Annotated in this window: 17 protein-coding genes; 7 read left to right on the forward strand and 10 right to left on the reverse strand. The window is 72.0% G+C overall.

The window, feature by feature from the left end:
* Window positions 1–519 precede the first annotated feature (519 nt).
* The 4 genes from ABD332_RS27565 to ABD332_RS27580 form a co-directional block, all read right to left on the reverse strand.
* Window positions 520–675, reverse strand: coding sequence for a DUF6131 family protein (locus tag ABD332_RS27565; protein WP_203853177.1), 156 nt, complete (start codon window positions 673–675; stop codon window positions 520–522).
* Window positions 676–752: 77 nt separating this feature from the next.
* On the reverse strand, window positions 753–2,714 hold the full coding sequence (locus tag ABD332_RS27570) for a vWA domain-containing protein (RefSeq protein WP_344505058.1): 1,962 nt from the start codon (window positions 2,712–2,714) through the stop codon (window positions 753–755).
* Window positions 2,715–2,718: 4 nt separating this feature from the next.
* Complete coding sequence (locus tag ABD332_RS27575; RefSeq protein ID WP_344505059.1) at window positions 2,719–4,116, reverse strand: sigma 54-interacting transcriptional regulator; 1,398 nt, start codon at window positions 4,114–4,116, stop codon at window positions 2,719–2,721.
* Between the two features lie 9 nt (window positions 4,117–4,125).
* On the reverse strand, window positions 4,126–4,986 hold the full coding sequence (locus ABD332_RS27580; protein WP_344505060.1) for a LysR family transcriptional regulator: 861 nt from the start codon (window positions 4,984–4,986) through the stop codon (window positions 4,126–4,128).
* A gap of 70 nt (window positions 4,987–5,056) precedes the next feature.
* On the opposite strand from ABD332_RS27580, the gene ABD332_RS27585 reads away from it, so the two are divergent.
* Complete coding sequence (locus tag ABD332_RS27585) at window positions 5,057–5,725, forward strand: type 1 glutamine amidotransferase domain-containing protein (protein ID WP_344505061.1); 669 nt, start codon at window positions 5,057–5,059, stop codon at window positions 5,723–5,725.
* Here ABD332_RS27585 and ABD332_RS27590 read toward each other — a convergent pair.
* The 3 genes from ABD332_RS27590 to ABD332_RS27600 are packed head-to-tail and all read right to left on the reverse strand — an operon-like array spanning window position 5,722 to window position 7,564.
* Window positions 5,722–6,309 carry a hypothetical protein gene (locus ABD332_RS27590; RefSeq protein WP_344505063.1) on the reverse strand — a complete coding sequence of 196 codons (588 nt, stop codon included), beginning with the start codon at window positions 6,307–6,309 and terminating at the stop codon, window positions 5,722–5,724. The two genes, ABD332_RS27585 and ABD332_RS27590, sit on opposite strands and share 4 nt — an antisense overlap.
* Window positions 6,310–6,344: 35 nt before the next feature.
* Window positions 6,345–6,935 carry a hypothetical protein gene (locus tag ABD332_RS27595; RefSeq protein WP_344505065.1) on the reverse strand — a complete coding sequence of 197 codons (591 nt, stop codon included), beginning with the start codon at window positions 6,933–6,935 and terminating at the stop codon, window positions 6,345–6,347.
* Between the two features lie 56 nt (window positions 6,936–6,991).
* Window positions 6,992–7,564 carry a hypothetical protein gene (locus tag ABD332_RS27600; protein WP_344505066.1) on the reverse strand — a complete coding sequence of 191 codons (573 nt, stop codon included), beginning with the start codon at window positions 7,562–7,564 and terminating at the stop codon, window positions 6,992–6,994.
* A gap of 137 nt (window positions 7,565–7,701) precedes the next feature.
* On the opposite strand from ABD332_RS27600, the gene ABD332_RS27605 reads away from it, so the two are divergent.
* Both ABD332_RS27605 and ABD332_RS27610 read left to right on the forward strand, forming a co-directional pair.
* The gene (locus ABD332_RS27605; protein WP_344505067.1) at window positions 7,702–8,079 is read left to right on the forward strand and encodes an FKBP-type peptidyl-prolyl cis-trans isomerase; all 378 of its coding nucleotides are present in this window, start codon (window positions 7,702–7,704) and stop codon (window positions 8,077–8,079) included.
* 178 nt (window positions 8,080–8,257) lie between these two features.
* A complete protein-coding gene (locus tag ABD332_RS27610) occupies window positions 8,258–8,878 on the forward strand; it encodes an adenylate kinase (RefSeq protein WP_344505068.1) in 621 nt (206 codons plus the stop codon).
* 75 nt (window positions 8,879–8,953) lie between these two features.
* Here ABD332_RS27610 and pgm read toward each other — a convergent pair whose 3' ends face one another.
* Window positions 8,954–10,579: a phosphoglucomutase (alpha-D-glucose-1,6-bisphosphate-dependent) gene (gene pgm / locus ABD332_RS27615; RefSeq protein WP_344505069.1), complete on the reverse strand. Its 1,626-nt coding sequence runs from the start codon at window positions 10,577–10,579 to the stop codon at window positions 8,954–8,956.
* A gap of 114 nt (window positions 10,580–10,693) precedes the next feature.
* Here pgm and ABD332_RS27620 point away from each other — a divergent pair, with 114 nt between their 5' ends.
* Genes ABD332_RS27620 through ABD332_RS27630 form a run of 3 tightly spaced genes read left to right on the forward strand, consistent with a single transcriptional unit; the run spans window position 10,694 to window position 12,063 of the window.
* Window positions 10,694–11,056: a group I truncated hemoglobin gene (locus tag ABD332_RS27620; protein WP_344505071.1), complete on the forward strand. Its 363-nt coding sequence runs from the start codon at window positions 10,694–10,696 to the stop codon at window positions 11,054–11,056.
* Window positions 11,057–11,082: 26 nt separating this feature from the next.
* The gene (locus ABD332_RS27625) at window positions 11,083–11,598 is read left to right on the forward strand and encodes a DinB family protein (RefSeq protein WP_344505074.1); all 516 of its coding nucleotides are present in this window, start codon (window positions 11,083–11,085) and stop codon (window positions 11,596–11,598) included.
* A gap of 9 nt (window positions 11,599–11,607) precedes the next feature.
* Window positions 11,608–12,063: a DUF4259 domain-containing protein gene (locus tag ABD332_RS27630; RefSeq protein WP_344505076.1), complete on the forward strand. Its 456-nt coding sequence runs from the start codon at window positions 11,608–11,610 to the stop codon at window positions 12,061–12,063.
* Between the two features lie 190 nt (window positions 12,064–12,253).
* Here ABD332_RS27630 and ABD332_RS27635 read toward each other — a convergent pair whose 3' ends face one another.
* Entirely contained in the window at window positions 12,254–12,637 is a 384-nt protein-coding gene (locus ABD332_RS27635) for a hypothetical protein (protein WP_344505077.1), read from the reverse strand.
* A 90-nt stretch (window positions 12,638–12,727) separates the two neighbouring features.
* The gene (locus ABD332_RS27640) at window positions 12,728–13,636 is read right to left on the reverse strand and encodes an aminoglycoside phosphotransferase/kinase family protein (protein WP_344505078.1); all 909 of its coding nucleotides are present in this window, start codon (window positions 13,634–13,636) and stop codon (window positions 12,728–12,730) included.
* Between the two features lie 240 nt (window positions 13,637–13,876).
* Between ABD332_RS27640 and ABD332_RS27645 the strand changes: the two genes are divergently transcribed.
* Window positions 13,877–17,356, forward strand: coding sequence for a discoidin domain-containing protein (locus ABD332_RS27645; RefSeq protein WP_344505080.1), 3,480 nt, complete (start codon window positions 13,877–13,879; stop codon window positions 17,354–17,356).
* Window positions 17,357–17,380: the final 24 nt, after the last annotated feature.

A 17,380-nucleotide genomic window follows, 5' to 3' on the forward strand; every position in this document is an offset into this window, starting at 1 on the left:
GACCCGGGAGACGAGCCGCCCGGCGGCGGCGGTGACGGCCGCGACGAGCGCGGCCACTTGGATGGGGTCCAGCCCCCAGGCCACCGCGAGCGCCGCGAACCCGAAGACGGCCGCGAGCGCCGCGAGAATGAGGGCCGCGTCGGCCGCTGCCCCGGTGCGTTTGTGCCGATGTCCTGTGGTGCGCATTCGAGCCTCCATGGCGTCGGACCGCTGCCCCGGGTGGATCATTCACCCGGGTGACAAGCCAACATCATGAGAGGCGGGAAGCGCCGGAAATAGCGATCAATCCCAGCGAATTCTGCGGGCCGCCGCCGACCTTTCGCATCCGAACGAAGCCGGCGGGCGCCCGCAGGTCAGCGCCATTCTTTGCGTAAGGGCAGAAAGAATGCGCTGAGAACTCGGCGGGCCGTCGCGGCGCCAGCGACTCCACTATAGGGCCGTATGGCCATAGTCGGCAAGTGCCCGGAAACGGCGATGGCCGGCGGGGGGGACCGCCGGCCATCGGGTTGCGTAAGAGGGTCACCAATAGTGACGGCGTCCGGCGAGGGGACGGCCGACGGCACCCAGGATCCAGAGCACCGCGCCCACGATCAGCAACACGATGCCGATCGTTTCCAGGATGCCGACGTGCAGGAAGAGCCCGAGCAGGAACAGGATCAGGCCGAGGACGATCATCTTCAGCTCCCGGGGAGGAGGGGGTGTTGCATGGACGTTCTTCAGGTACCCCTCCCCCTCGACTTCTGAAACACCGATCACCCGCGGCGGCCCCGGCGGGCTCGGATGTAGTCGGAGACGACGTATTTGCCCAGGTCATCGGCGTCCGGGGTGAAGACCCGCCCACCGCTGCGCCGGGCGACGGCATCGACGAAGCGGCGCAGGCCGGGGTCCTCGCCGAGCATGAACAGGTTGAGCACCGCGCCGTAGCGGGTGAGCTGGTCGACCTCGTGCACGGTCGCGGTGACCGTCTCGCGGGTCGACGGCCAGCGGAAGTACGACGTGCCGTCCTCGAGCAGGTGCGCGGTCGGCTCACCGTCGGTGACGACGAGGACGACCGGGTCGGAGCCCGGGTGCCGGCGCAGGTGCCGCCCCGCGAGCATGAGCGCGTGCTGCAGGTTGGTGCCCTGCACGTAGTCGGGCTCGACGGCCGCCAGCTCCTCGACGGACAGCTTCGTCGCGTACCGGCCGAACCCGATGATCTGGAGGGCGTCCTGCGGGAAGCGGGTCGCGACGAGGTGGGACAGCGCCAGCGCGGCCTGCTTCATCGGGCCCCACCGGCCGTCGGCCATCATCGAGAAGGACAGGTCGACGCAGAGCGCGACGGCGGCGGACACCCGCCGCTCGGTCTCGGCGATCTCGAAGTCCTCGACGTCCAGCCCGATCGGCAGGACGGCGGTGCCGCCGGTGGCCTGGCGGCGCACCGCGTTGCCGATGGTGCGCACGACGTCGATCGGCTGCTCGTCGCCGTACTGCCAGCGCCGGGACGCCCCGGTGAGCTCGCCCGCGGCGCCGGCGTCGCGCAGGTCGTGCTGCCCGCGCCGGCCGGCGGTGAGGTCGGCGAAGACGGTCCGCAGGGCGGTGCCGCCGAGCCGGCGCAGCGCCTTCGGGCTGAGCGTGAGCCCGTCGGCGCCGCGGGTGACCCAGCCCTGGCGGCGCAGCTGCTGCTCCAGCTCCCGCAGCCGGCGCAGGTCGTCGGCGGCGGAGCGGCCGAGCTGCCGTTCGACGGACTCGACGTCGACGTCGTCGAGGGTGGCGCCGGGGTGCTCCTGGCCGAGCTGGTCGATGAGGTCGTCGAGGTCGCCGATCTCCTCCAGGGCGCCGGCGGCCTCGCCGTAGCCGAGGTCGCGGTCGCCGCGGACCCGCTCGCCGCGGCCCCAGTTCAGGTCGGGGCGCAGCGCGCGGAGGTTGTCGGTGAGGGCGGCCATCTCCCCGGCGAGGCTGCCGAGGGACTGCTCCATCAGCGACTGCAGCTCGGCGCGCTGCTGCGGGCTGAGCGAGCGCATGAGCCGCTCCCCCGCGGCGGCGCGGCGGGCGAGCGCGTCGACGAGCTCGTCCACCGATCCGGGCCGCTCGGGGAAGAAGTCGCCGTGCTGCGCCATGAACTGCGCGAACGCGTCGTCGGTGTTCTCCCCGCGGGCGTGCTTGGCGAGCAGGCCGTTGAGGTCCTGCAGCATCTGCTGCATGCGCTCGCGCGTCGCCGGGTCCTGCAGGGCGTCCTTCATCCCTTGGAACCGCTGCCCGACGACCTCGTCGCGCAGCTGGTCGAGGATCTGGTCGTAGAGCGCCTTCGCCTCGGGCGAAGTCCAGTTGTATTCGGACAATTCAGCAACTGCGCGAGATGTCGACCGCGGCAAGTTGGCCAGCTGTGTCTCCGCGAAGCGGGCGTCGTCAGAATCGACCGCTGACAGAGCGTCGCGTTCGGTGGCGACCGCTTGGTCGAGGAGCTGTTGCGCACGGGTGACAGCGCCATCAAGATCGCCGCGTCGAAGAGCCTCCCGGCGCAGCCGCCGCGCCCTGGCGAGGAGGTCGTCGAGGCCGCGGCCGCCGTCGGGCCCCTGGGGACCATTGCGCAGCAGGTTGCGCAGGGCGTCGCGGAGGCTGCCGCCGTCGAGGACCTCGGCGCCGACCTGATCGACGGCGGCGCGCACGTCATACGGCGGGGCGAGCGGGTCGGGCCCGCCCCGCCACGCCCCGTACCGGAACCTGTTGTGACGCACGTGCTCAGCCTCCGTAGACGGTGCGGCCGTCCTCGGTGAGGTCCTTGGACAGCCGTCTGGTGAGGTGCAGGCCTTCCAGGACGAACTCGATGCCCGCGGCGGCCTCGCCGCGGCTGGGCGCGTCGCCGAGCCCGAGCCGCTCCAGGACCTTCGCCAGGCCGGGCACGGTGCCGACCTGCTGCAGGATGTCGTCGGCGCCGGCGAGCTCGCCGGTCTCGATGACCTGCCCCTCGGCGACGAGGTCGGTGAAGCCGGACAGGTCCAGGCCGGCGAGCCGGGACCGGAACGTGTCGGCGGTCGCGGTGCGCAGCAGGTGCGCGAGGATCTCGATCTCGCGGCCCTCCTCGCCGCTGTCGAACTCGACCTTGCCGCGCAGGGTGCTGGTGACGCTGACCGTGTCGCCGACCCGGGCGACGGGCTTGTCGTCGCCGAGCAGCCCGCCGCGGCGCAGCGCGGACGCGGCCACGGTCTCGGCCGCGGCGATGGCGAAGCGGGCCGACACGCCGGAGCGGGAGTCGACCGCCGGCGACTCGCGCACGGCCCGGGTGAACCGGGCCAGGACCTCGATCACGTGGCTGGGGACCTGCGCCACGAGCTGCGCCTCCTGCTGGATCAGGTCGGTCTCCAGCTCCAGGTCGAGGGGGTAGTGGGTGCGGATCTCGGCGCCGAAGCGGTCCTTGAGCGGCGTGATGATCCGGCCGCGGTTGGTGTAGTCCTCAGGGTTGGCGCTGGCGACGAGCAGCACATCCAGCGGCAGGCGCAGCTGGTAGCCGCGGACCTGGATGTCGCGCTCCTCCAGCACGTTGAGCAGCGACACCTGGATGCGCTCGGCGAGGTCGGGCAGCTCGTTGACGGCGAAGATGCCGCGGTTGGTGCGCGGGACGAGTCCGAAGTGGATGGTCTCCGGGTCGCCGAGGGTCCGGCCCTGCGCGACCCGGATCGGGTCGACGTCGCCGATCAGGTCGCCGACCGACGTGTCCGGGGTGGCGAGCTTCTCCCCGTAGCGCATCGAACGGTGCAGCCAGTCGACCGGCAGCGCCTCGCCGGCCTCGGTCGCGAGGCGCCGCGACGCGGGCGTGATCGGCGCATACGGGTGCTCGTTGAGCTCCGACCCGGCGATGACCGGGGTCCACTCGTCCAGCAGCGACACGAGGCCCCGGATGACGCGGGTCTTGCCCTGGCCGCGCTCGCCGAGCAGGACCAGGTCGTGGCCGGCCAGGATGGCCCGCTCGAGCTCGGGCAGGACGGTGTCGTCGTAGCCGACGACGCCGGGGAATCGGGGCTCGCCGCTGCGGAGCTTGGCGAGGAGGTTGTCGCGCAGTTCTTCCTTGACGGTGCGGAACCGGTGGCCGCTGGCGCGCAGCTCGCCCACGGTGCGGGGCAGGTCCAAAGGCTGGGTCACCGCTCGAACCTAGCGCGGCAACGTTTCGGTTGGCGAAACACCGCGGAACGTGGCCAGCAGCCGGGCGCGGACCGCGGCCGCGGCGGGGGGCAGCGGGCCGTCGCGGTGGGCGAGGAACAGCGTGTTCAGCGGCGGAACCGGCGGGTCGTGCAACAGCACCAGGCGGCCCGCCTCGAGGTCTGCCCGGACCAGGTATTCGGGCAGCACGCTGCACCCGGCGCCGGCCAGGACGAGGGCGCGGACGGCGTGCAGGTCGGGCACGACCACGTCGGCGGTGCGGTGCTGCCGCTGGTCGAAGACGCTGCGCCAGTACCGGCGGATGATCGGCAGCTCCTCGGCGTAGCTGACCAGCGGCGTGGTCGCGACGTCGCGGGCGGTCGCGGCGACGAGCACGAACTCCTCGTCGTAGAGCGGCTCGGCGCGCAGCTGGCGGCGGCGCGGGCGGCTGGTGAGGACGGCCAGGTCGAGGGCGCCGGTGCCGAGCGCGTCGGCGAGGTCGTCGGACAGGCCGAGCGTGACCCGCAGCTTCAGGCCGCCGGCGACGAGCCCGGCGAGCGCGGGCAGGACCAGGTCGGTGAGGAACTCGGCGGCGCCGCCGAGCCGGACGGTGCCCTCCTCGGGGCGTTCGGCGACGCCGGCGAGGTCGTCGAGCGGGCCGGCGACCTGCCGGGCGAGCAGGTCCGCGGCGGGGGTCGGGGTGACGCCGCGGGGCTGCCGCACGAACAGCGGCCGGCCGAGCGCCGCCTCGAGGGCCTGGAGCTGGGCGGTGACGGTCGGCTGCGACAGGGCGAGGCGGCGGGCGGCGCCGGTGACGGAGCCCTCCCGGTGCACGGCGAGGAACGTGCGCAGCAGGTCGAGGGAGATCGCCATAGGAATTCCTATGGTAATGCCCGGCTGAGACTATTGGCGCCGATGGCTTCCGGCGGGCGAAGCTGTCCGCATGACAGCGACACTGATCGTCCTGACCAGCCACGCGACCCTCGGCGACACCGGCCGGAGCACCGGCTTCTACGTGTCGGAGGCGGCGCACCCGTGGGAGGTGTTCACGAAGGCCGGGCACACCGTGACGGTGGCGTCGGTCCTCGGCGGCGACCCGCCCCGCGACGGCGGCACCGACGGCCACGAGGACTTCCTCGCCGCACTCGGCCACGACACCCCGGCCGTCGCCGACGTCGACCCGGCCGCGTTCGCCGCGGTGTTCCTGGCCGGCGGGCACGGCACGATGTGGGACTTCCCCGGCAGCACGGCGCTCCAGTCGCTGGTGCGGCAGGTGTACGAGCGGGGCGGCGTCGTCGGTGCGGTCTGCCACGGGCCGGCCGGGCTGGTCGGCGTCACGCTGACCGGCGGCGGGCACCTCCTCGCGGGCCGGGACGTCGCCGGGTTCACCGACGAGGAGGAGCGGGCGGTCGGGCTGACCGAGGTGGTGCCGTTCTCCCTGCAGCGGCGCCTCGAGGCGCTCGGCGCGCGGCACACCGGCGCGGCGCCGTGGCAGCCGCACGTCGTCCGCGACGGCCGCCTCGTCACGGGCCAGAACCCGGCCAGCGCGACCGGCGTGGCGGAGGCGATGCTCGACGCCCTCCCCGACACCCTCCTCGACGCCCGAGCCTAGGTCCGGCGGGTCCCGGCCGACCAGCCGCTGAAGCCGGTCCAGGCGTTGTCGGGGCCGTGGTACTGGTAGTAGTCGTGGGCGGCGTCCCGGCCGAGCAGCACGAACGCGGCGGTCAGCGCCGCCAGCACGCCCGTGACCGCGGTCGAGGAGAGCGCGGAGAACCACAGCGGCAGCACCTTGTACAGGTGCTGCTCCTCGGCCGCGCCGTAGGCGAGCAGCGCGTTGTCGGGGTTGACGACGACACCGAGCAGCAGCACGACCCCGGCGAGCAGGGCTGCGGACCCGACCAGCAGCCGGGTGCCGGTGTGCCGGCGCGGGACCGCCGTCGCGACGCCGACGAGCAGCAACGCCATCCCGGCGCCCAGCACGACGGTGAGCGCCAGCCGGATGTGCATGCTGTCGATCTGCTCCTGCTCGCGGATGCTCCACGGGCCGTGCGCGGCGTAGGCCCCGGCGAACCGGGCGAGCAGCACCGCGGCCGCGGCGGTCTGCGCGCCGAGCAGGACGATCGCGGCCACGACCAGCCAGAACGCCCGCCGCACGGGGGCGGCCGGGCGGCGGCGCTGGGCTGGGCTGGCGGCCATCCCGTCCAGGGTAGGCCGCGCCGGGTGGGCGCTCATCAGCCGCGGCGGAGGAGATCCAGCCAGGACCCGTAGCCACCCCACCGTGCGTCCGGATCGTAGTCCTGGTAGTACCCGGCGGCCGCCGGCCGGCCCATCCGGAGGAACGCGACGCCGAACAGCAGCACCACCCCGAACACCGCCACCGAGGACAGCGTCTGGAACCAGGCGGGGATCAGCGTCTCGAGCCACGCGAGGGAGGCGGCGTCGAAGGGGCTGGCCGCGTTCTCGGGGCTGAACACCACGCCCAGGACGAGCGCGCCGCCGGCGACGAGCGCCAGGACCCCGACGAGGCCGCGGCTGGTGTCGGCGCGCCGGGCGACGGCGGCCGTGGCGAGACCGAGCAGGGGCGTCAGCGCGGCGCCGAGCAGCACGGCCACGGTGAGCCGCAGCTCGATGGCGTCGGCGACCTCGTCGCCGACGTCGAACGGGTTCGAGGGCTTGATGGCCTGGTAGGTGTCGTCGAAGCCGGCCAGGAGCGTGGCGCCGGCGACGGTCTTGGCGAGGATCAGCAGGAGCCCGATGGCGGCGAGCCAGAACGCCTGCCGGACGGCGGCGGGCGGCGGGTCGAGCCGGAGGTCGTCGTTCACCGCCGCCAGGGTAAGGACCGCCACCGCGCCGGGCGACCCCGTTCACCAAGCCGTGATCACCGGTTGACGATGTCGTGCCAGGAGGTGAACCCGCGCCAGCGGGTCGGCGGGCGGTGGTGCTGGTAGTACTCGACGGCGGCGTCCCGGCCCATCCGCAGCAGCGCGGCGCCGAGCAGGACGACGACGCCGGTGACCACGCCCGACGACAGTGCCGAGAACCACACCGGCAGCAGCCGCTCCAGGTCCGCGAGCTCCGCGGCACCGGCGGCGAGGACCGCGTTGTCGGCGGCGAGGGTGACGCCGAGCAGCAGCGCGGTCCCCGCGAACGCGGCGGCGCCACCGACGGCGGTGCGGGTGCGGGTGGTGCGGCGCGGGACGGCGAGCGCGGCGCCGGCGAGCAGGACGGCGATCCCGGCGCCGAGGACGACGGCGACGGCGAGCCGGGCGTGGACGCTGTCGGCCTGGGCCTGCTCGGCGACCGACCACGGCCCGTGTGCCCGGTGGACGGCGCCGAACCGGGCGAGGAGGATCGCGGCCGCGACCGCCTGCGTCGCGGCCAGCGCGAGGGCGCCGATGACCAGCCAGTACGCTTGCCGCACCGGCGCGCAGGGGCGCTTGCCGTCCGTCATCGCCTTCAATGTACGACGCGCCCTCCGCCTCATCCAAGGGCTGTTTGCGGGGTGGTCGCGCGCCACACGTCAGCGCGTACGGCAGGATGGACGCTGCAAGGTACCGCAGCAACCGCATCCCGCCGAGGAGTTTTCGCATGGCGCTCAGCAAGCCCGACGTGACCCTGCCCGACGGCCCGCCGCCCGCCGACCTGGTGATCGAGGACCTCACCGTCGGTGACGGCGCGGAGGCCCGCCCGGGTCAGCAGGTCAGCGTCCACTACGTGGGCGTCTCGCTGTCGACGGGCAAGGAGTTCGACGCGTCGTGGAACCGTGGCGGCACGTTCGACTTCGGCCTCGGCCAGGGCCAGGTCATCGCCGGCTGGGACCAGGGCGTGGCCGGCATGAAGGTCGGCGGCCGGCGCAAGCTGGTCATCCCGCCGCACCTGGGCTACGGCGCCCGGGGTGCCGGCGGCGGCCTGATCAAGCCCAACGAGACGCTCGTCTTCGTGGTGGACCTGCTCGGCACCCGGTAGGTCCGGTTACCCATCCATGGGTCCGGTATTCCCTACCGGACCCATGGATCGCAATGCGGTAATTCACAGCTGACACACAGCCCACCTCGGACATCGAGGTGGGATGCTGGACCATCGGCGTCGGCCGGCACCCGTTTCACCACCTTTTTCACCTCAAACGCCAAGAAGGGGTGTGCAGATGACAATGCAGTCGGCGGCACCACGCGCGAAGCGGATCCTGATGATCGGCGCACCCGGGGCCGGTAAGGGCACCCAGGCGCAGCTCATCGCGCAGCAGTTCGGCATCACCCACATCGCCAGCGGCGACCTCCTGCGCAGGAACATCGCGGAGGGCACGACGATCGGCCGCACGGTCGAGGAGCTGGTCAACAAGGGCGAGCTGGTCCCCGACTCGATCATCATGGACATGCTCCGCAAACCGGTCCTCGCGGCGAACACCGACGGCGGCTACGTCCTGGACGGCTTCCCGCGGACCGTCGAGCAGGCCGAGGCGGCGTACCGCACCGCCGGTGCCCTCGGCGTCGGCGTGCAGATCGCCGTCCATCTCGACGTCCCGGAGGAAGAGCTGACCCGCCGGATGCTGGCCCGGGCCCGCGGCGCAGACGACACCGTCGACGTCATCAAGCACCGCATCAAGGTGTACGAGGAGAAGACCCGGCCGCTGCTGGACTACTACCAGCAGCGTGAGCTGCTCATCCAGGTCAACGGCGCCCGCCCGGTCGGCGAGGTGACGTGGTCGATCGTGGTGCAGCTGCAGCGGGCGTTCAAGCAGCGTCCGGCCGCGGCCCGCGCCGCCTGATCCACCGTTGCTCGAAGTCGTTTGAGGGCCCGGCCGCCGCGGCGGCCGGGCCTTCGCGTTCCCTGCCGGCTCCGGTCAGCCGGCGAGTGCGGCGGAGACGACGCCGCGGGCCTCCTGCTGGATGCGCTCCAGGTGCTCCGGGCCCTGGAACGACTCGGCGTACACCTTGTACACGTCCTCGGTCCCGGACGGCCGCGCCGCGAACCAGCCGGACGCGGTGACGACCTTCAGCCCGCCGATCGGGGCGCCGTTGCCGGGCGCGGCGGTCAGCTTCGCCGTGATCGGCTCACCGGCCAGCTCGGTCGCCGTCACCTGCTCCGGCGACAGCTTGCCCAGCACCGCCTTCTCCTCCCGGGTGGAGGCGACGTCGATCCGCGCGTACGCCGGGGCGCCGTGCCGCGCGACGAGGTCGGCGTAGTGCTCGCTCGGCGACCGGCCGGTCGTCGCGATGATCTCCGCGGCGAGTAGGCACAGCAGCAGGCCGTCCTTGTCCGTCGTCCACACCTGTCCGTCGCGGCGCAGGAACGACGCGCCGGCGCTCTCCTCGCCGCCGAACCCGACGGAGCCGTCCAGCAGCCCGGGCACGAACCACTTGAACCCGACGGGGACCTCGATGAGGGTCCGGCCGAGATCCGCCGCGACCCGGTCGATCATCGACGACGACACGAGCGTCTTGCCGATGGCCGCGTCGGCGCGCCAGCCGTCGCGGGCCTGGAACAGGTACTGGATGGCGACGGCGAGGAAGTGGTTGGGGTTCATCAGGCCCGCGTCGGGGGTGACGATCCCGTGCCGGTCCGCGTCGGCGTCGTTGCCGGTCGCCACCTGGTAGTCGGCGCGCTTGCCGATCAGCGACGCCATCGCGTTGGGCGACGAGCAGTCCATCCGGATCTTGCCGTCCCAGTCGAGGGTCATGAACCCGAACGTCGGGTCGACGTCGGGGTTGACCACGGTCAGGTCCAGCTTGTGCCGTTCGGCGATGGCGCCCCAGTACGCGACGCTGGCCCCGCCGAGCGGATCCGCACCGATGCGGACCTTCGCGTCGGCGATCGCGGCCATGTCGATGACGGACGGCAGGTCGTCGACGTACGCGGCGAGGAAGTCGAACCGTCCGGCCGCCTCCTTCGCCCGCGCGTACGGGATGCGCTTGACGCCGTTGAGGTTGTCGGCGAGCAGCGCGTTGGCCCGGTCCTGGATCCACTTCGTGACGTCGGTGTCGGCGGGCCCGCCGTGCGGCGGGTTGTACTTGAAGCCGCCGTCCTCCGGCGGGTTGTGCGACGGGGTGACCACGACCCCGTCCGCCCCGAGGTGCCGGTGGGTGAGGATCGCGTGTGACAGCGCCGGCGTCGGCGTGTACCCGTCGCGGCTGTCGACGAGCACCTGCACCCCGTTGGCCGCGAACACCTCGAGGGCGCTGACCGTCGCGGGCTCCGACAGGGCGTGTGTGTCCTTGCCGAGGAACAGCGGCCCGGTGTACCCCTGGGCCGCCCGGTACTCGCAGATCGCCTGGCTGACGGCGACGATGTGGTCTTCGTTGAACGAGCGGCGCAGGCTTGAACCGCGGTGCCCGGACGTGCCGAACGCGACCTGCTGCGCGGGGTCCTCGACGTCTGGGTGCTCGGCGTAGTAGCTGGTGATGAGTCGCGGGACGTCGACGAGGTCGGAGCGCTGCGCCTGAGCTCCGGCGCGGGGATGGACGGACATACCGCATACGTTGCCACGTCACCGTTCCCGCTGCGACACGACTCGGTCATCGGCCGAAACAAACCGTGGCTACACTGCCGCCCGTCGATGCCCTTTCACCCCAGTGAGGCGATGATGACGACCGCGGTTTCCATGTACGCCCGGGTCGGCGGCGGCCCGGCCATCAAGCACGTCGTCGACCAGCTGTACACGTGGATCCTCACCGACGAGGAGCTGTCCCCCTACTTCGAGCGCGTCACCGTCGAGTCGCTCAAGCGGCACATGGCGGCGCTGCTCGCCCAGGTGCTCGGCGGGCCGGCCGAGTACACCGGCCGCGAACTCGGCGAGTCGCACCGCGGCCTCGGGGTCACCGACGCCCACTACACGCGGGTCGTCGACCTCGCCCTCGCCGCGCTCTTCCTCGCCCACGCCCCGCGCGACGTCGTCGCCGCCGTCGAGGACACCCTCCTCTCGGTCAAACCGGACATCCTCGGCTGAGTTTCGGCGCATGGCATGATCCACCTATGACGTGGACCGCACCCGAGCCGCCACCGTTCGGGGGTTCGCTCGTCGCCGACGAGCGGACCCTCCTCGAAGGCTTCCTCGACTGGCAACGCGCCGTGCTCGTGGGCAAGTGCACCGGCCTGACCGGCGAGGAGCTGGCGCAGCGCTCCTGTCCCCCGTCGACCCTGTCCCTGCTCGGCCTGCTGCGCCACGTCACCGACGTCGAGCGTGAGTGGTTCAACACCCGCTTCCGCGGCACGCCCGTGCCGTTCCTGTACCGCCGCGCCGACGCGAAGGACGCCGCCTTCGACGAGGCCGATGGCGAGACGGCGGAGGCCGACTACGACCGGCTCGTCGCCGAATGGCGGTCTTCCCGTGCCGCGGTAGCGTCCGCCTCCCTCGACGACAGCTTCATCGACTCGCTGCGCGGCCCGATGTCCCTGCGCGCCGTCTATCTGCACCTGATCCAGGAGTACGCCCGCCACAACGGCCACGCCGACCTCCTCCGCCAGCGCATCGACGGCGAAACCGGCTGACCCCGTCCGGTGAGCTTCTGGGACGGCACGCCGTTCGGCAACGATGCCGCGGCGGACTTCGCCGGCGAGCTCGACGAGGCGGCGCCCGAGCAGCGTGTCGCCATGGTCGGCGAGCTGCTGACGCGGACCGCCGCCACCACCGACGCCGACATCGCCTCCTGCCCCGGCGGCGAGTTCGGCGTCATCGAGGCCGCGCGGGCGGTGGCGGCGGCCGCGCTGGTCGCGGCGCAGCGCGAGGGCGGCGAGCCGATCCACGGCTCCTACGGACCCACCACCGCGATGCCGCCGTTCCCGCGGTCGTTCACTGGCCTCGCCGTCGACGCGCTGGACCGCATCACCGCGACCCAGGCGTGGCACGACGACGACTGGGCCGACCCGGAGAACGCCCCGGCCTGGCGCCGGACCGTGCTCAGCCTCCGGAAGGTGCTGGACCCACCGCAGCGCGAGACACTGTTCGACCTGTGAGCGGGGGCGGCGGCCGCATCGACCGTTGCCACCTTGCCGGGCGTGGACGTCGACGGGGAGATCGGCGCCCGGACGCGGCGGCGGCGCGGGCTGGTCACACTCGCGGCCTGGCTGGTCTGCCTCGTCGTCTCGTGCGGGGTGCTGCTGCTCAGGTCCCGCTGAACGCGAGCCGCCGCGCGGCTGCCTGCCATCACGGCTGGTCGATGAGTATCTCGATCGTGGACGGCCAGGGCGCCGAGTCGATGAACACCCTGACCGTCCTCCGTCCGGGCTCGACCCCGATCACCAGCGCGTTCTCGTCGTCGACGTCGGTCACCATCAGCTGTCCGAACTCCAGGTCGAGCCCGCCCTCGTACGCAGCGGTCAGTCCGGCGGAAGGCTCACCCCATCCCACGCGGATGTCGGCCAGCCCCACCTGCCCGTGGACGACGCTGATCTGGATCGCCTCCACGGATCCGGCGGCCACAACCTGCTCCGGACCGTCCCATTCCGGCGACGGCCGCCGGTTGTTGAAGTCGCAGATGAACACGACTGCGTTGGGAACGGCGAACATGATCCGTCCGAGGAGGTTCACGGTGCCACTCGTCTCCTGTCGGTCTCACTCACGGATCAAGCGGACGCGATTGCCGCGCGGAGGGCGACTCGACATCGTGCGGGGCCCTGCTCAGGTCCCGCTGAGCGTGAGGCGGCGGGCGGCCTCGTCCTGGGACAGCCATGGTAGGCCGTCCAGGGTGGCCTTCTTCGTGTTGTACGCCGAGACCCACAGGCCGGCGGCCCAGCTCGCGCCGAGCTCGTCGGGCGGCCAGACGCGGCCGGAGGCGCGCTGGTACTCGTCCAGGAACTCCGCGGTCTCGTCGACGGTGGCGGCGCGGGGCACCATGCCGCAGGGCCACACGGCGGCGGCGAGGCCGACCACGACGGCCTCGGGGGCGGCGATGACGCTGTCCCAGTCGTGCACGGCGAGGGGGTCGTCGCCGGTCCAGCGGAGGTTCTGGGCCTCCCAGTCGCCGTGGCCGGTCACGAGCCGGCGGCCGGCCGGTGTCTGCGCGAAGCGGGTGAGGCGCACCCGGACGTGGGCGCCGAGCTCGTCGAGCCACGGCGTCGGGGGTGCGGCGTTGAGGTCGTCGTCGCGGTCGTCGGCGGCCGGCCAGATGCCGGGCACGTCGTGGTCCCACGCCGTCCATGGCGGCGCGGGGGTGAGGGTGCCGAGGGTCGACGGGGACGGGGCGAGGGCGACGAACCGGGCGAGCAGCGTCGCGAACCGCCGCGCGGGCTCGGTCAACGGCGCTGTCGCTCCCCCGGGCACGAGCACCTCGGCGGTCACCGCGACGCCGTCCTCGGCGACCGGGCCGGCGAGGGGTTCCGGTGCCGGGAACCCCGCCTGCCACAGTGCTCGCTGGACCGCCGTGCACGCGTCCAGCCGCGGCGAGTGCGCCCGCGCCTTGACGACCACGGCACGGGCGTCGGCCAGGCGGACGCCGTACACACGCGACAGATGACCGCCGCTGAACACGACCTCCGCGACGGGTGCGCCGAGGTGGCGCCGGCACCATCGGTCAACGTCGAACGTCACCCGACCAACTTATGCGATCGCAAAACTTAAATCTTCCGATCACGGTGTAAGAAAGTTCGCGCATCCCCATCGAAACATCTAGACACAGATATGAAAGCCCCATAGATTGACCGCGCCAGGCATCGGCGTGCCAGGCAACCCGCAGGACATCGACACTGATGCCCGCCCGTTGTCCGAAGCGCGCCGTCGTCAGCGGCATGCCGTGCTTCGGGCGGAGCGTCCCGCTTCCCTGGAGGAACCGTGCCCGTCCCGCCCCGGCGCATGCGCATCCCGATCGTGGGTGCCCTCGCCTCCACCCTTGTCGCCACGGCGCTGGTCCTGCCCTCGGCCGGCGCCGCCGCCGCACCGCCGCCACAGGAGCCCGGCGTCACGATGCGCACCTTCGACCTGCAGACACCCCTCAGCAACCTCTGCACGCTGAAGGCCGCACAGACGCCGAACGTCGACAAGCTCATGCCGACCGTCGACTGGACCACCTCGGCCCAGTTCGGTCTGGAGGACAACTTCCTCACGCAGGTCATCGGCAACGTCAACATCGCCACGGCCGGCAACTACACGTTCCGGCTGATCAGCGACGACGGCTCGCGTCTCGTGGTCGATGACAACGTTGTCATCAACCACGACGGGCTGCACGGCGCGACCGCCAAGGACGGCGCCGTCCAGCTGGGCACCGGGTACCACTCGCTGCGCATCGACTTCTTCGAGGCGGGCGGCGGGCAGCAGCTCACGCTGCAGTGGCAGACCCCGGGCTCGTCGTCGTTCGTGACCGTGCCCAACTCGGTGCTCAGCACCGACGCCGGGGTCGTGCGGGTCACCGCGCCCGGGCGCAAGGAGTGCGAGACGGCCGGCGACTCTCCCGGCGACGGCCTGCCGCTGACCTCGGTCCACCCGAACTTCACGCTGACGAACCTGCGGCCCAGCGGCTTCGAGCCGAAGGTCACCGGCATGGACTGGCTGCCCGACGGCCGCATGGTCATCTCGACCTGGGGCGGCAGCGACCAGTCCGGCACCTCCCAGGCGGGCGAGGTCTGGATCCTCGGCAACACCGGCGGGGCGACCTCGCCGGCCAACGTCACCACCAAGCGCATCGGCAGCAACCTCAAGGAGCCGATGGGTCTGAAGGTCGTCAACGGCGTCGTCTACGTGTCGGAGAAGGCGCGGCTCACCCGGCTCGTCGACACCACCGGCGACGAGGTCGCCGACCAGTACCAGACCGTCGCGACCTGGCCGTATGACGGCAACTTCCACGAGTTCGCGTTCGGTCTGCTGTACCAGGACGGCTTCTTCTACGTGAACCTGTCGGTGTCCATCGACTACGGCGGCGCGACGACGAACCCGCAGGGCATCGCCAACCGGGGCACCACGATCAAGATCAACGCCAGCAACGGCCAGGTCACCTACGTCGCGGGCGGCCTGCGTACGCCGCACGGCATCGGCTGGGGGCCGGAGAACAGCATCTTCGTCACCGACAACCAGGGCGGCTACCAGCCCGCGTCGAAGCTGCTGCAGATCCAGCAGGGCCGCTTCTACAACCACTTCCTCAACCCGCAGGGCCCGTTCGACAACGCGCCGATCAGCCAGCCGGTGCTGTGGCTGCCGCAGAACGAGATCGGCAACTCCCCCAGCACCCCGATGCTGATGCAGAGCGGCCTGTACTCCGGGCAGTTCCTCATCGGTGACGTCACCTACGGCGGCCTGCAGCGCGCCTACGTGGAGAAGGTCAACGGCGAGTACCAGGGCGCCCTGTTCCGGCTCACGCAGGGCCTCGAGGCCGGCGTCTCCGAGGTCAACGTCGGCCCGGACGGCGCGGTGTACGTCGGCGGTCTCGGTGCCGGCGGCAACTGGGGCCAGTCCGGCAAGCTGCTGTACGGCCTGCAGAAGCTGACCCCGAACGGCAACAACGTCTTCGACATCCTCGCCACCCGGGCCACGTCGAACGGGTTCGAGCTGGAGTACACCCAGCCGCTGTCGGCCGCCACCGCCAGTGCCCTGGCCAGCAAGTACCGGGTGAAGCAGTGGCGGTACGTACCGACCGCCGCCTACGGCGGCCCGAAGATCGACGAGGAGACGCTGACGGTGTCCTCGGCGACGCTGTCCGCCGACGGCAAGAAGGTCACCCTGGTCATCAACGGGCTGAAGGCCGGCCGGGTCGTGCACATCCGCTCGCCCAAGCCGTTCGCCGCCGCCAACGGCCAGTCGCTGTGGAGCACCGAGGTCTGGTACACGCTCAACGCGATCCCCGGCCAGGTCCCGCCGGTCAACCTCGCGCTGGGCAAGCCCGCCACCGCCGACAGCTCCTGCAGCACGTCGGAGAACCCGCAGCGGGCCGTCAACGGCACCACCACCAACGGCAACCTCGACAAGTGGTGCTCGCAGGGCGCCACCAAGTGGCTGCAGGTCGACCTGGGCGCCAGCCAGAGCGTGAACAAGGTCGTGCTGCAGCACGCCGGTACCGGCGGCGAGAACACGGCATGGAACACCCGGGACTTCAACGTCCAGGTGAGCACCAACGGCACGGCGTGGACGACGGTCGCGACCGTCACCGGCAACACGGCGAGCACGACCACGCACAACTTCGCCGCGACGCAGGCCCGCTACATCCGGCTCAACGTCACCACCCCGGCCAGTGACGGCAACGCCGCCGCGCGCGTCTACGAGCTCGAGGCGTACGGCGGCACGGCGCCGCCGGCGACCGGGAACCTGGCGCAGGGCAAGGCCACCACGGCCGACAGCTCGTGCGCCACGGCGGAGGGCCCGGACAAGGCGGTCAACGGCAGCGTCAGCGGCGGCAACACCGACAAGTGGTGCTCGCTCGGCGCGTCGAAGTGGATGCAGGTCGACCTCGGCGCGAGCCAGAGCGTGGGCCGGATCATGCTCAAGCACGCCGGCGCCGGCGGCGAGAACAGCGCCTGGAACACCCGCGACTTCAACCTGCAGGTGAGCACCAACGGCACCGCGTGGACGACGGTCGCGACGGTCACCGGCAACACGCTGGGCTCCACGACGCACGACTTCACCGCCGTGCAGGCGCGGTACCTGCGGCTGAACGTCACCACCCCGGCCAGCGACGGCAACGGTGCCGCTCGGATCTACGAGTTCGAGGCGTACGCGTCCGGCGGCGCCAACCCCGGCCGGGTCGTGCTGTTCGACGGCCAGAACATGAGCAGGTTCGAGGGCTCCGGCGGCGCCGCGGTGACGTGGCCGCTGGGCAACGGCGGGGTCGAGGTGCTCGGCGGCGACATCCGCAGCAGGGAGAGCTTCGGCGACTTCCGGCTGCACATCGAGTTCTGGCTGCCCAACCTGCCGTCCGACGTGACCGGGCAGCAGCGCGCCAACAGCGGCATCTACCTGCAGGACCGCTACGAGCTGCAGGTGCTCGACTCGTTCGGGGTCCCCTCCGCTCCCGGCCTGGACACCTGCGCGTCGATCTACAACAAGATCGCGCCGACGAGCAACGCCGCGACCGCACCGCAGACGTGGCAGACGTACGACGTCACGTTCCGCGCGGCGAAGTACAACGCCTCCGGCACCAAGACGGACAACGCCCGGGTCACGGTCGTGTGGAACGGCGTCACGGTGCACAACAACGTGGCGATCGACGGTCCGACCGGCAACGGCGCGGCCGAGGGCCCGTCCGCCGGCAAGATCCGCCTGCAGGACCACGGCGACCCCGGCGCCAACCTGTTCTACCGCAACATCTGGGTCGAGCCGATCGCCTGACCCTTCCCCAGCAGCGGGGCGGTG

It is taken from the genome of Dactylosporangium maewongense (assembly GCF_039531485.1).
Taxonomy (GTDB): Bacteria; Actinomycetota; Actinomycetes; order Mycobacteriales; family Micromonosporaceae; genus Dactylosporangium; species Dactylosporangium maewongense.